At 56.8% G+C, this 13,464-nt stretch carries 13 protein-coding genes; 4 read left to right on the top strand and 9 right to left on the bottom strand.

What is annotated here, in order from left to right:
- The first annotated feature begins 80 nt into the window (after positions 1-80).
- From ACO6VX_RS03395 to ACO6VX_RS03380, 4 genes are all read left to right on the top strand, one after another.
- Entirely contained in the window at positions 81-1,016 is a 936-nt protein-coding gene (locus tag ACO6VX_RS03395; protein WP_422457666.1) for a LysR family transcriptional regulator, read from the top strand.
- A gap of 212 nt (positions 1,017-1,228) precedes the next feature.
- The gene (locus ACO6VX_RS03390; protein ID WP_422457665.1) at positions 1,229-2,227 is read left to right on the top strand and encodes an aldo/keto reductase; all 999 of its coding nucleotides are present in this window, start codon (positions 1,229-1,231) and stop codon (positions 2,225-2,227) included.
- A gap of 74 nt (positions 2,228-2,301) precedes the next feature.
- Positions 2,302-2,619, top strand: a complete 318-nt coding sequence (locus ACO6VX_RS03385; RefSeq protein ID WP_010258579.1) for a type II toxin-antitoxin system RelE/ParE family toxin — start codon at positions 2,302-2,304, stop codon at positions 2,617-2,619.
- An 80-nt stretch (positions 2,620-2,699) separates the two neighbouring features.
- Positions 2,700-3,032, top strand: a complete 333-nt coding sequence (locus ACO6VX_RS03380; RefSeq protein ID WP_010258577.1) for a HigA family addiction module antitoxin — start codon at positions 2,700-2,702, stop codon at positions 3,030-3,032.
- A 162-nt stretch (positions 3,033-3,194) separates the two neighbouring features.
- On the opposite strand, the gene flhE is transcribed toward ACO6VX_RS03380, so the two are convergent.
- The 9 genes from flhE to ACO6VX_RS03335 form a co-directional block, all read right to left on the bottom strand.
- Entirely contained in the window at positions 3,195-3,587 is a 393-nt protein-coding gene (flhE, locus tag ACO6VX_RS03375) for a flagellar protein FlhE (RefSeq protein ID WP_010258573.1), read from the bottom strand.
- Positions 3,587-5,680, bottom strand: coding sequence for a flagellar biosynthesis protein FlhA (gene flhA / locus ACO6VX_RS03370; protein ID WP_010258569.1), 2,094 nt, complete (start codon positions 5,678-5,680; stop codon positions 3,587-3,589). The genes flhE and flhA overlap by 1 nt, the downstream gene beginning before the upstream one ends.
- A complete protein-coding gene (gene flhB / locus ACO6VX_RS03365) occupies positions 5,673-6,824 on the bottom strand; it encodes a flagellar biosynthesis protein FlhB (protein WP_033772015.1) in 1,152 nt (383 codons plus the stop codon). Before flhB ends, flhA begins: the two co-directional genes overlap by 8 nt.
- 188 nt (positions 6,825-7,012) lie before the next feature.
- Positions 7,013-7,654 carry a protein phosphatase CheZ gene (cheZ, locus tag ACO6VX_RS03360; protein WP_003849160.1) on the bottom strand — a complete coding sequence of 214 codons (642 nt, stop codon included), beginning with the start codon at positions 7,652-7,654 and terminating at the stop codon, positions 7,013-7,015.
- 9 nt (positions 7,655-7,663) lie between these two features.
- A complete protein-coding gene (gene cheY / locus ACO6VX_RS03355; protein WP_010258559.1) occupies positions 7,664-8,053 on the bottom strand; it encodes a chemotaxis response regulator CheY in 390 nt (129 codons plus the stop codon).
- 39 nt (positions 8,054-8,092) lie between these two features.
- Positions 8,093-9,142, bottom strand: coding sequence for a protein-glutamate methylesterase/protein-glutamine glutaminase (locus tag ACO6VX_RS03350; RefSeq protein ID WP_010258555.1), 1,050 nt, complete (start codon positions 9,140-9,142; stop codon positions 8,093-8,095).
- A complete protein-coding gene (gene cheR, locus ACO6VX_RS03345; RefSeq protein ID WP_010258551.1) occupies positions 9,142-10,014 on the bottom strand; it encodes a protein-glutamate O-methyltransferase CheR in 873 nt (290 codons plus the stop codon). Before cheR ends, ACO6VX_RS03350 begins: the two co-directional genes overlap by 1 nt.
- An 80-nt stretch (positions 10,015-10,094) precedes the next feature.
- A complete protein-coding gene (locus tag ACO6VX_RS03340; RefSeq protein ID WP_010258548.1) occupies positions 10,095-11,771 on the bottom strand; it encodes a methyl-accepting chemotaxis protein in 1,677 nt (558 codons plus the stop codon).
- 106 nt (positions 11,772-11,877) lie between these two features.
- Positions 11,878-13,440 carry a methyl-accepting chemotaxis protein gene (locus tag ACO6VX_RS03335; protein WP_010258545.1) on the bottom strand — a complete coding sequence of 521 codons (1,563 nt, stop codon included), beginning with the start codon at positions 13,438-13,440 and terminating at the stop codon, positions 11,878-11,880.
- Between the last annotated feature and the right edge of the window lie 24 nt (positions 13,441-13,464).

Raw genomic sequence — 13,464 nt, 5'->3', positions numbered from 1 at the left:
AACGGAGAGGGGTTTCCCTCTCCGTTGCTGAATTCGTATATCCGCTCTGATCCCCCAAATCTTCGCAGCAGGATGGTGTTATGTCTGTAGCCGCGCACCTCATCAGCAGCCACCTTCCTACCATAAAACAGTTACAGTGCTTCCTGGCTGTTGCGCACGAGCTGAATTTTCGCCGGGCCGCAGAACGTCTCAGCATGACGCAACCTCCGCTGACCCGTCAGATTCAGAGTCTGGAAGATCTGCTGGGCCACTCGCTGTTCAGCCGCACGACCCATGAGGTAACGCTCACCGATTCTGGCCGTGCGCTGGTCGCGAAAGCGGAAGCGATCCTGAATGCGCTGAATGCCCTGAAGCAGGATGCGCAGCCCGCCGCGGCACGACTACGCATCGGGCTGACCCGCACGCTGAACTTTGAACTGATTTCGCCACTTAACCGGCTGCTCGCCGCTTTTCATGCCAGCGAAGAGATGGAGATGCCCTGCCTGACCTCCCCTCAGCTTTTGCAAAGCCTGGCCAAAAACAGTCTGGATTTAATACTCACCGGAGAAAAGGGGTCGGATGCGGAAGACACCGTTCAGTACGCCTGGGTTTACCGTGAGCCGCTGCTGATTGCCATGCCGTCGGCGCATCCTGCCAGTGTGGCGGAACGGGTCTCGCTGGAAGCGCTGGCCGATCTGCCGCTGTTCTGGTTTGCCCGCAGCGCCAATCCGCTGTTTTACGATAAATGCGAGCGCTACTTCGCCACGCTCAGCGTCACGCTGAAACGGGTGAGAGAGCCGGACGATTCCCTGCTGATGCTGTCGCACATCGCCAGAGGAAAAGGGTTCGCCCTGATGCCGCAGTCAAAATGCACCTTTAATCAGGCAGGTCTCTGTTACCGCCCGCTGACAGAAGATGCGGCACAGCCGCTGGCGATTGATGTTTACGCGGCGATTCGCGCCGATGAAAAAAATGAGGCGGTTCTTAATGCGCTGAGAGAACTCTCTCATCCCGGGAATGCGATAAAGTCCGCATGATGCCGCGCCGCTGAAACAGAGCGAAGCACCACCACACTCTTCTTCCTTGTTAATCCCCGCTCAGCCTGTTGCTGAGAGCTTACTGTGTCGACACGCCGGATGGATGTCTGAAGCCCTTTCATTCGCCTGATACCTTTTTTGCATGACGGAAAGAGCAATTCATTGCTTTCACGCGGAGTGAAACAATCGCGTCTCACATACGAGGAGCGACAATGAAAAAGCGAACGTTAACTCAGGGTCTGGACGTCAGCGCAATCGGCTATGGCGCGATGGGGCTCAGCGAATTTTATGGTCAGACCGATGACTGTCATTCCCTGCAACTGCTCAATAAGCTGCGCGATCTGGATATCACCTTTATCGATACCGCCGATCTTTACGGGCGCGGTCACAACGAGCAGTTGATAGGTCAGTTTCTTGCCGGGCTGAATCAGGCCGAACGGCTGAAGTTCACCGTTGCCACCAAATGTGGCATTGAACGTCCTGCTGAAGAGGCCTATGCCCGCACCATCAACAATCAGCCGGACTACATTACCCGCTGCTGCCATGAATCACTGAAACGGCTGGGCGTTGAGCGTATCGATCTCTTTTATCTGCACCGGATCAGTCCGGCGACACCGATTGAGGAGAGCATGCAGTGTCTCAGCCGTCTGGTGCAGGAGGGAAAGATTGCCCGGATTGGGCTGTGTGAAGCATCGGCTTCAACACTGAATCGGGCGCAGGCGATCCATCCGCTGGCCGCGCTGCAGACGGAGTATTCACTCTGGACGCGTGACATCGAAGAGGAGATTCTCCCTATGGTGAAAAAACTCGGTATCGGACTGGTGCCCTATTCACCGCTGGGCAGAGGATTTCTGACGGGTAAATACCGTAAAAACAGCGATTTTGCCGAGGGTGATTTCCGCAAAAATAATGACCGTTTCCGGCAGGAAAATATCGATCACAATCTCCAGCTTCTTAACGCGGTGACGCCACTTGCTGAGAAATATCACGCCACCACCGGGCAGATTGCGCTGGCCTGGCTACTGGCCCAGTATGACAAAATTGTGCCGATACCGGGCACCAAACAGATCGCTTACCTTACTGAAAACGCGCAGGCCGCAGATATCGAGCTGGAAGAGGAAGATATCGGGATGCTGAACGCTGTTCATCAGCAGATTGAAGTTAAAGGCGGTCGCTACTCTGAGGAGGGAATGAAGGGGGTGAACGCCTGAATACAAACTACGCACTTGCGCACTGTGCCTCGGTGCGTTAAATTGTTTTCAGTGTGATACAGGGAGGTAATGAGGTGGCGACGTTAAGGAATATTGAAAGTTTCAGGGATGACTGGCTTAAGGATTATTTTTTATATGGCAAATTTTCTAAAAGAATACCGTCAAGCCTCTCATCAGCGCTGGCGCGAAAGCTCGACATGATCAATGCGGCGATTAACTATAAGGATTTAAGGTCGCCGCCTGGCAATCGTTATGAGGAACTAAATCCGCCTCTCAAGGGATATGCTTCAATCAGGGTCAATGAGCAATATCGGCTGATCTTTAAATGGATAGAAGGTAAGGCCGTTGACCTTTATCTGGATGCTCATAGCTATAAAACGCACAAGCGATGAAAACTGAGCCTGGCTGCATCAGGCGCTGTAAGACAGCATGTAACACATCAACCTCTGTCAGTAATAAAGAGAGCAAGACTATGAACCAGGCGACCCGCAAACCGACCACTGTCGGTGACGTATTACTTTACGAATATCTGGAGCCAACCGGCCTGAAGATTCTCGACTTAGCGGAGATGCTAAAAGTGCACCGCAACACCGTCAGCGCCCTGGTCAACAATAACCGGAAGCTGACGCCGGATATGGCTTTCAGGCTGGCTGCAGCCTTCGAAACCAGCGTTGAGTTCTGGCTTAATCTGCAAAACAGTGTCGATATCTGGGAAGTGATGCATGATGCCAGGGCACAGGAGGAGATCAGTCGCGTAACACCGTTGAAGGATTTTCTGGTGCAGAAAGAGAATCAGCTGGCGTGAAAAGCTTTATAACGCACTGGTCATGACGGGATTTGAAACGGGTCAATTATCTGTCAGCCGCTGGGTCAGGGTTAGCATCGGTTTACAGCCAGGGTCATCACGTAACAAGGGAGCCAGGAGGCGATCTCTGGCTCGCCTTCAGTCAATTCAGCAACGATATCCTTACTCGTAATTGACCATCACTTCACTGCTCACCACCCGTAATCCGGGTGGCAGCGCCCCGCTTCCGGCGAAACCAAACACCATATGCAGGGTCTCACTGGCGCTCAGATGTGCCAGCCCGCGCGTGGTGCCGCTTGCCCCCTCCAGGGAAGTGCAGCGCTGTTCGCCGCACAAGCGCACCTGCAGGCCGGACGGGGCCGGTCTGCTCAGCTGGTAACGCCAGTTAATGACGCTGACCTCCCCGCCAATGTCGGCGGGCGGCGTCAGCGGCTGCGCCCGTTGCCAGCTGCCGCGGTTCGCCAGCAGCGGCCCATTGGCCGAAGCACTCCAGGCACCACCGGCCGCCTGCGCCATCAGTGGCAGCATCACGAATGCCATCACCAGCCAGCGCATTATTTGCCTCCGATGGTGGCAGTCATACGGATCTGACGGTTGTCGCTCAGCTCCAGGTTAGAGAGCACCACCAGCTGTGGCAGATTGCGGCGCAGGAAACGCGCCAGCAGCGCACGCAGCGGATGATTGACCAGCAGCACCGGTGGCGCACCCAGCATCTCCTGACGCTGCAATGCCGCCTGTGCCTGACTTAACAGCCGATCGGCCAGACCCGGCTCCAGTCCGCCACCGCCCTGCAACGCCTGTAACAGCAGGCGCTCCAGCGTGGAATCGAGCCCGATAACCTGCACTTCATCATTACCCGGGAACCACTGCTGAGTAATCGCACGGCCCAGCGCCACACGCACCACGCTGGTCAGCTCCTGCGGATCGCTCTGCACCGGCGCGTGTTCCGCCAGCGTTTCGATAATGGTGCGCATATCGCGAATCGACACCCGCTCCACCAGCAGGTTCTGCAGCACCTTGTGCAGGGTGGTCAGCGAGATCACTCCCGGCACCAGATCTTCGGTCAGCTTCGGCATCTCCTGAGTCACACGATCCAGCAACTGCTGCGCTTCCTGACGGCCAAACAGCTCGCTGGCGAACTGGCCAATCAGATGGTTAAGGTGGGTTGCCACCACGGTACTGGCTTCAACTACGGTAAAGCCCTGAATCTGTGCCTGCTCTTTCAGCGCGCTATCAATCCAGACCGCCGCCAGTCCAAAGGCGGGATCAACGGTCGCTTCGCCTGGCAGACTTCCGGCAGCCGTGCCCGGGTTAATCGCCATCCAGCGGCCAGGATAGGCATCACCGCTGCCAATCTCCACCCCTTTCATCAGGATGCGATAGCGTGCCGGTGGCAGCTCCATGTTGTCGCGGATATGCACTACCGGCGGCAGGAAACCGACATCCTGAGCGACTTTCTTACGGATACTGCGGATACGTCCCAGCAGCTCACCGTTTTGCTGATGATCGACCATCGGAATCAGGCGATAGCCCACTTCCATGCCCAGTGTATCTTCCAGCTGCACATCGGTCCACGACGCTTCGGTGGCGGCTGGCGTATCCGCCGTTTTGGCGATGCCGCCCGTGACTTCCACTTTCTTCTTCGGCTGCATTTCGCGGCCGCGCAGCCACCAGGCCAGACCCAGTAAGGCGGCGGTGAACAGCAGGAAGACGAAGTTCGGCATGCCCGGCACCAGACCGAGCAGACCAATCACGCCGGCGCTCAGCATCAGCACGCGCGGATCTTTGAACAGCTGGGTGACCATCTGTTCGCCGACATCCTGATCGGTGGCAACGCGCGTCACGATAACACCGGCTGCGGTAGAGATAACCAGCGCCGGGATCTGCGCGACCAGACCATCACCGATGGTCAGCAGCGTATAGGTCTCTGCGGCATGACCCACATCCATACCGTGCTGCACCACGCCCACCAGCAGGCCGCCGATGACGTTGATCACCATGATCATAATACCGGCGACGGCATCACCACGAACGAACTTACTGGCACCGTCCATCGAACCGTAGAAGTCCGCTTCCTGGGTCACTTCGGCACGGCGGCGTTTGGCGTCATCTTCACCGATCAGACCGGCGTTGAGGTCGGCATCGATCGCCATCTGCTTACCGGGCATCCCGTCCAGCACAAAGCGCGCGCCCACTTCGGCGATACGGCCAGCACCTTTGGTGATAACCATAAAGTTGATGATGACGAGGATGATAAACACCACGATACCGATGGCGAAGTTACCGCCCACCAGGAAGTGACCGAACGCTTCAACCACCTGTCCTGCCGCGGCGGCACCCGTATGCCCTTCCATCAGGATGATACGGGTTGAAGCCACGTTCAGCGCCAGACGCAGCAAGGTAGAGAACAGCAGAATGGTCGGGAACGCCGCAAACTCCAGGGTCCGCTGGGTGAACATCGCCACCAGCAGGATCATGATCGACAGCGCAATGTTAAAGGTGAACAGCAGATCGAGGATGAACGGCGGTAATGGCAGAACCATCATCGACAGGATCATCAGGATCAGTACCGGCCCGGCCAGCACCTGCCACTGCATATCTTTAAAGTTGCCCGGTAAACGTAGTTTTGCGGCCAGGTTATTAGCCATCGTTTTTGCTCTCTCCTGCAAAGTCCATCTCTGCCGGAACCGGCAGGTTTTTTGGTTTGGTTGGGATCAGGCCGCCTTCGCGCTTCCAGCGACGCGACTGCCAGACCCACGCCAGCACCTCGGCCACGGCGGCATAGAGCGCGCCGGGAATGTGCTGACCAATTTCAGTATGTCGGTATAACGCACGCGCCAGCGGCGGTGCTTCCAGAACCGGGATGCGGTGTTCGGCAGCCAGTTCACGAATTCTCAGGGCGATCTCACCTGCGCCTTTCGCCACCACTTTCGGCGCACTCATCTTCTTCTCGTTGTACTGCAGTGCCACCGAGTAGTGCGTCGGGTTGGTGACGATGACATCGGCTTTCGGCACATCCGCCATCATTCGGCGTCGCGCTGCGGCGCGCATCTGCTGCCGGATGCGCCCTTTAACGTGCGGGTCACCTTCCTGCTGCTTATGCTCGTCGCGGATCTCCTGCATCGACATTTTCAGCTTTTTAAAGTGGCTGTGCAGCTGCCAGAAGACGTCATACCCGACCATCGGGATCAGCCCCAGCATCACCAGCGAACAGCAGACTGCGATCATCTCCATGCCGTGAATCAGCGCAGTGACGGGCGCTTCGCTGATCAGCCGCAGCATCTCGGGCCAGTGGCTCCAGATGTACCACCAGCCCACCGAGCCTACTAAGATGGTCTTGAGGATGCCTTTAAACAGTTCGGTCCAGGCCTGCGCCGCAAACATTCGCTTGAACCCAGCCATCGGGCTCATCTTCTTCGGGTCGAACTTGATCGATTTACCGCTGAAAACGATACCGCCCAGCAGCATGGGCGCGGCGATTGCCACCAGCACCAGACCGCCCATCAATGGCAGCAGCGCCATCAGTGCCTGCGTGATCAGGCTGCCGATGTGGCTGACGATAATTTTGTCATCTCTGACCATGCCGTGATCAAAACGGAGCCCGGTGGCGACCATCGCCGCCAGCCGGTGCGCCATCATGTTGCCGCCCATCCACAGGATCATGATGCCGGCCAGCAGCATCAGTACGGATGTGAGTTCGCGCGAACGCGGAATCTGGCCCTCTTCACGCGCTTTCTCAAGTCGGTGGGCCGTGGGCGATTCTGTTTTGTCTTCGTCGCTATCTTCAGCCACGACAAACCTCGGTTGGCAGGAATTCTGAGCATAGGATGCCAAATCTGGCTTAAGTTAAAGCGGAGATAAGATGAAGAAAACAGGCGTTCTTTCGGGGATGGGTCTGACAATGCGGAACGGGGCCACCCGAAGGTGACCCTGTTTATTATAACCTGCAGCTGTTTCGCCCGCCCGCAGGCGGACGAAACCTAGAACCCTAAGCTGTCCAGCAGGTCATCAACCTGATCCTGGTTCGCCACCACGCCCGGTGCATCGGCGTGAATCTGCGGCCCGTTCAGCAGGCTGGTGCCTTCCTGACGCTTCTCAGCGCTGACTTCTGGCATATTCTCCAGCAGCACCATTAACAGCTGGCGCTCAATTTCCTGGATCACATCCATCATGCGCTTGATCACCTGACCGGTCAGGTCCTGGAAATCCTGCGCCATCATGATTTCAAGCAGCTGCTTGTTGGTAAAGGCGGTATGCTCTGGCACGGCGGTGAGGAATGCGCGCGTATCCGTCACCAACTCCCGCGCATCACCCAGTTCAATCGGGTTCTCAAACCACTCATCCCAACGCCCTTTCAGCTGGGTTGCCCCGGCTTCCATCTTATCCTGATGGGGTTGTGCTGCTTCAACACAGTTCAACGCACGGTCAGCGGCCTGCGCCGTCATCTGCACAACATAATCCAGACGGTCGCGGGCATCAGGAATGGCTTCAGCCGCATCGGCTATGGCTTTATCCAGCCCCAGCTCGCGCAGGCTGTCGCGCAGCATGCGCGTCAGAGAGCCAATACGTGAAATGATGTCGTGTGCCGCGGCATCCTCAGTTGGTTTCGGAAAGTCGCTCATCACATCCCCTTACATGCCCAGTTTTTCGAAAATTTTACCCAGCTTTTCTTCCAGGGTTGCCGCAGTGAATGGCTTCACGACATATCCGCTGGCACCGGCCTGGGCGGCGGCGATAATGTTCTCTTTCTTCGCTTCCGCGGTCACCATCAACACCGGCAGCGAACTCATTGCCGCGTCGGCACGAATGGTCTGCAGCAGCTGCAGGCCATCCATGTTTGGCATGTTCCAGTCGGAAATCACGAAGTCGAAACCACCCGCTTTCAGTTTGCCGAGGGCATCCACACCATCTTCCGCTTCTTCTACGTTATTGAAGCCCAGCTCTTTCAGCAGGTTACGCACAATACGACGCATCGTATTGAAGTCGTCTACTACCAAAAAGCGCATGTTTTTATCAGCCATATCTACTCCTGAGTTGTCTCGCCCGGCGGGACGGGCCTGTTAAATACGCAATGCCTGTCCGGCGCTAATTTTCGCCAGCATGTGCTGGCTGATGTTGCTTAAATCCACGACTTCGCTCACGCCGCCTGTGGCAATGGCCTCACGCGGCATGCCAAATACCACACAGCTGGCTTCGTTCTGGGCAATAGTCCAGGCGCCTGCCCGATGCATTTCCAGCATCCCGGCGGCACCGTCGTTGCCCATGCCGGTGAGGATGACCCCCACCGCATTTCGTCCGGCGTAAGTTGCCACCGATTTAAACAGCACATCCACAGAGGGTTTGTGCCGGTTAACCGGTGGTCCTTCATTCAGTTTCACCACATAGTTGGCGCCACTTCGGGCCAGCTCCATGTGCATTGCGCCTGGCGCGATGTAGGCATGGCCTGGCAGAATACGCTCACCATCTTCAGCTTCTTTCACCGTGATCTGACACAACTTGTTCAGACGCTCGGCAAAAGAGCGGGTAAAGCCTGGCGGCATATGCTGGGTAATCAGCAGTGCCGGGCTGGTCGCCGGTAACGGCTGCAGCACATGGCGAATCGCCTCGGTACCCCCGGTTGAGGAGCCAATCGCAATCAGCTTCTCACTACTCAGTAGCGGACCCGCTTTCAGCGTCGCCGGCACCGGCATCGCTGCACGGTTGTGCAGTCGGGCACGGGAGGCTGCACGAATTTTGTCGCCAATCATCTGGCTGTAAGACAGCATTCCTTCGCGAATACCGAGCTGTGGCTTGGTGACGAAATCCACCGCTCCCAGCTCCAGCGCGCGCAGGGTAATTTCAGAGCCTTTCCCGGTCAGCGATGAAACCATCACCACCGGCATTGGCCGTAACCGCATCAGTTTTTCCAGGAAATCGAGGCCATCCATGCGCGGCATTTCCACATCCAGCGTCAGCACCTGCGGATTGAACTGCTTAATCAAATCGCGGGCGACCAGCGGATCGGGCGCCGTAGCGACCATCTCCATATCCGGATGGCTGTTGATGATTTCAGTCATCAACTGCCGCATCAGCGCAGAGTCATCTACGCACATCACGGTGATTTTGCTCATCATCTTTCCTTCGTCAGTCCATAGACGGTTTGCCCGCGCAGCCAGAACTCTTTACTGATCTGACTGAAGTTTTCTGAGTGCCCGGCGAACAGAATGCCGCCCGGCTTCAGGAGCGGGACAAACCGACGCAGAATCTTCTCCTGCGTCTCTTTATCGAAATAGATCATCACGTTGCGACAGAAAATAGCGTCGAACTGACCCGGCAGCGCCCAGTCATTGGCCAGCAGGTTAAGCTGCGCGTAAGTGACCATATTGGTCAGCTCGGGACGCGCCCGCACCATACCGGCATGAGGACCGGTGCCGCGCAGGAAGTAGCGCTGCATTTGTGCGGGTGACAGCGTGCGCAGCTCCTCCTGGCGATAGACACCCGCCACCGCTTTTTCCAGCACCTGGGTGTCGATATCGCTGGCATGAACCTGGAACTTGCCCGGTCCGGTGCCCAGCGCTTCCGCCAGCGTCATGGCGATGGAGTAAGGCTCTTCGCCGGTTGACGCTGCGGTACTCCAGACGCTGAAGTTGCCCTGTCGCTTACGTGCATGCTCCGCCAGAATCGGGAAGTGATGCGCTTCGCGGAAGAACGCGGTCAGGTTAGTGGTCAGGGCATTGATAAACGCCTGCCACTCGGCACTGTTCGGATCGGACTCCAGCAGCGCCAGGTAGCGACCGAAATCATCGATATTCAGCGTACGCAGGCGACGAACCAGACGGTTGTAAACCATCTCACGCTTGTGATCGGCCAGTACGATACCGGCACGCTGATAGATCAGCTGGCTGATACGACGAAAATGCGTATCGGAGAGCGGTAAACGCTGCACCATCTGCGACAGCAGCGTTGTCGTCTCATTTTGATCTAAAATTGTCGATTTTTTCATCTCTGCACCTGGCCCGAACTCAATACATTATTTGTCTGCTGCGATGCCCGGCGGCTCAATGGCGGCCGGGCCACGGGCGTTTAAAAGGTTTCCCAGTTGTCGTCGCTGCGGGTAGCAGGCGAACGACCAACGGCTAACGGTGCATCTGACTGGAGAGTTTTCATCGCCGTTGTCTTGTTAACGGCCTGAGCGACAAATTCTTTACCAATATTGAACACTGATACCGCTTGTTTTAAGTGACTTGCCTGATCTTCGAGCGCCGCAGCCGCTGCCGCTGACTCTTCGACCAGTGAGGCGTTCTGCTGGGTGACGCGATCCATCTCGGTCACGGCAAGCCCCACCTGGTCAATGCCACGGCTCTGCTCGTCTGACGCTGAGGCGATCTCACCCATGATGTCGGTGACGCGGGTGACCGCGCTGACGATGTTGCTCATGGTGTCACCGGCGCTCTCTACCAGCACCGAGCCGGTATTAACGCGGCTAACCGAATCTTCAATCAGACCTTTAATCTCTTTGGCGGCCTGGGCGCTGCGCTGCGCCAGGCTGCGCACTTCACCGGCAACGACCGCAAAACCGCGACCCTGTTCACCGGCACGCGCCGCTTCAACGGCCGCATTCAGCGCCAGGATGTTGGTCTGGAAGGCGATGCCATCAATCACACTGGTGATATCAGCAATCTTTTTGGAACTGCCCGCAATTTCTTTCATGGTGGTGACCACGCCATCCACCACTTTGCCGCCCTGCTGCGCGGTTTCAGAGGCAGTCAGCGCCAGCTTGGACGCCTGACGGGCGTTTTCGGCATTCTGCTTCACGGTCGCGGTGAGCTGCTCCATGCTGGCAGCGGTCTGCTCCAGCGAAGCGGCCTGCTGTTCGGTACGTGAAGAGAGATCGTTATTGCCGATGGAGATTTCACTGGCACCGGTATAGATGGCATCAGAGCCGTCTCGTACGGTACGCACGGTACGGACCAGCTCCTGCTGCATGTGCTGCAGCGAAGTCAGTAACTCACCGATTTCGTTACGTACGCTAATCTCAACCGGCTGGGTCAGATCGCCCCGTGCGATGTGCTGGATATGCTCAATACTCTGACGCAGCGGACGGATCAGCACCGAGCGCATCACGTTCCACACCAGGATAATCATCAGCAAGGTCACTGCCAGCGTGGCGATAACGATAGTGATGGAGCGGGTATACGCGTGCTGGTTAGCTTCCACACCCTGCTGAGACAGCGCTTTATTGTGCTCAAGCCACTCGCTGTAATCTTTCTGGAACTTGTCCTGGTAGCTCTGGGTCGGCTGATCCACAAAACCTTTGAAATTGCCGGCGGTGAAGAAGACCATCAGCTCCGCCAGCGCATCGTGATAGGCCTTGTAGTTCGCCTGTAACGCCCGGACGTTTTCGGCCGTTTTGCCTTCTTCTGACAGGTTATCGTTGAATATCTGATAGCTGACTTCAGCCTGCTTCAGCTCCTCGCCCGCCAGGGCGACCAGCTCTTTCACGCTGGCACCCGAGCCCGACATCTGTGCATCCTGCAGAAAACGGATACCGGCGCGGTTAAGGGTGTTGCGCGCCTGAACCAGCGAAACCCATGAGGTGCCCATCGCCTGTTGCAGAGTATTCAGGCGTTGGTTGTAGGCAAAATTCTCTTTATCTGAACTGACAGTTTTGAAAAACATTCCGCCGGAAAACAGCTGCAGCAGCGCAAACAGCGCCAGCACACACAGCAGGCCGGAGACGACTCGTACTCGACTAAACATAAACACCTCATTGGTTGGCGATTCGTGTGTATTTATCGGCGGAGACGGGGGGAACTTTATGCATGGCGACGGCTTTACGCCGCCGCCATGTTGAAAGAGGAAAAAATCAGGCGCGGGAAATTTTGAAAACGGAGACGGCCTGGGTCAGGACGCTGGCCTGCTGCTCCAGTGCGGCCGCAGCGGCGGCAGATTCCTCAACCAGCGAGGCGTTCTGCTGGGTCACGCGATCCATTTCGGTAACGGCCAGACCGACCTGCTCGATACCGCGGCTCTGCTCATCGGAAGCCGAGGCGATCTCACCCATGATGTCGGTAACGCGGGTCACGGCACCCACAATCTCATTCATGGTGCTGCCGGCGCTTTCAACCTGCAGTGAACCGCTGTTGACGCGTGACACCGAGTCTTCAATCAGGCCTTTAATCTCTTTGGCGGCCTGAGCGCTGCGCTGGGCCAGACTGCGCACTTCACCGGCCACCACCGCAAAACCGCGACCCTGTTCACCGGCACGCGCCGCTTCAACCGCCGCATTCAGCGCCAGGATATTAGTCTGGAAGGCAATGCCGTCGATCACGCTGATAATGTCCGCGATTTTCTTCGAGCTGCCGGCGATCTCTTTCATGGTTGTGACCACGCCATTCACCACTTTACCGCCCTGCTGCGCGGTTTCGGAGGCGGTCAGCGCCAGCTGGGATGCCTGACGGGCGTTGTCAGCATTCTGCTTCACCGTGGCAGTGAGCTGCTCCATGCTGGCAGCGGTCTGCTCCAGCGAAGCGGCCTGCTCTTCGGTGCGGGCCGACAGGTCGTTGTTACCGGCGGCGATTTCGCTGGCACCGGTAAAGATGGCATCAGAGCCGTCACGCACATTCCCCACCGTCATCACCAGCGACTGCTGCATCTCATGAATGCCTGCTGCCAGCTGGCTCATCTCATTACGCCCCTCAACCACAATCGGCTGGGTCAAATCGCCGGAGGCAATAGCGCGTATCTGTGCCAGCAGCTGTTGCAGCGGCTGAATCAGCACCTGACGCAGGCCAAACCAGCAGGTAATAATCACCGCAAGCACCGCAACACCAATCGCGGCCAGCAGCCACATCATCTGTTTAAAGGCTTTCTGGTTCTGCTCCATTCCCTGATCGGAAAGCTCAGTCTGACGCGCACGCCATTTGTTGTAGCTCTCCTGCATCGCGACCTGTTTCTGCTCAATGTTCTGTTTAAACATCCCTTCCAGGTCACGCGCCTGCAGACTTTTTACCATCGCCTTCAGGCCGTTTTCGTAGTTAGCGTAATCCGCTTCAAGCGTGTCGCCCATGGTTTCGTCAAGACCTGACGTAGTTGGCAGATGGTAATAGATTTTAAAGTGGCGATCGGCTTCCGCTAACTGGGTATTGGCTTTGTTGATCAGCTCATCAAGCTGACCGCCGTTCATCTGCGAGGCCATGCTGGTCTGTAAGCGCAGCATGCCGCGGTTCAGCGTGGTACGGCTGTTGTTCAGTGAAATATAGGCGTCAGTCATCTCGGTGACATTGCGATTAGAGACCTGCGACAGCGCAAAGGACTCTTTGTCTTTATTGAGGGCTGACCAGAAAAGGCTGCCAGCGACTAACTGGAGCGCGCCAAAGATGACCAGGACTGCGATTAAACTGGTCACCACTTTTATTTTTTTTAACATCTTGTTCCCCTGCAGGTTAATTTA

It is taken from the genome of Pantoea sp. BJFS-204 (assembly GCF_049310725.1).
GTDB classification, from domain to species: Bacteria; Pseudomonadota; Gammaproteobacteria; order Enterobacterales; family Enterobacteriaceae; genus Pantoea; species Pantoea agglomerans.
This window is presented reverse-complemented; position numbering and strand designations above follow the sequence as displayed.

Coding starts and splice junctions, on each gene's coding strand:
- ACO6VX_RS03395 (WP_422457666.1), top strand. CDS start 81: ATGTCTGTAGCCGCGCACCTCATCAGCAGCCACCTTCCTACCATAAAA.
- ACO6VX_RS03390 (WP_422457665.1), top strand. CDS start 1,229: ATGAAAAAGCGAACGTTAACTCAGGGTCTGGACGTCAGCGCAATCGGC.
- ACO6VX_RS03380 (WP_010258577.1), top strand. CDS start 2,700: ATGAACCAGGCGACCCGCAAACCGACCACTGTCGGTGACGTATTACTT.
- flhE (WP_010258573.1), bottom strand. CDS start 3,587: ATGCGCTGGCTGGTGATGGCATTCGTGATGCTGCCACTGATGGCGCAG.
- flhA (WP_010258569.1), bottom strand. CDS start 5,680: ATGGCTAATAACCTGGCCGCAAAACTACGTTTACCGGGCAACTTTAAA.
- cheZ (WP_003849160.1), bottom strand. CDS start 7,654: ATGAGCGACTTTCCGAAACCAACTGAGGATGCCGCGGCACACGACATC.
- cheY (WP_010258559.1), bottom strand. CDS start 8,053: ATGGCTGATAAAAACATGCGCTTTTTGGTAGTAGACGACTTCAATACG.
- ACO6VX_RS03350 (WP_010258555.1), bottom strand. CDS start 9,142: ATGAGCAAAATCACCGTGATGTGCGTAGATGACTCTGCGCTGATGCGG.
- cheR (WP_010258551.1), bottom strand. CDS start 10,014: ATGAAAAAATCGACAATTTTAGATCAAAATGAGACGACAACGCTGCTG.
- ACO6VX_RS03340 (WP_010258548.1), bottom strand. CDS start 11,771: ATGTTTAGTCGAGTACGAGTCGTCTCCGGCCTGCTGTGTGTGCTGGCG.
- ACO6VX_RS03335 (WP_010258545.1), bottom strand. CDS start 13,440: ATGTTAAAAAAAATAAAAGTGGTGACCAGTTTAATCGCAGTCCTGGTC.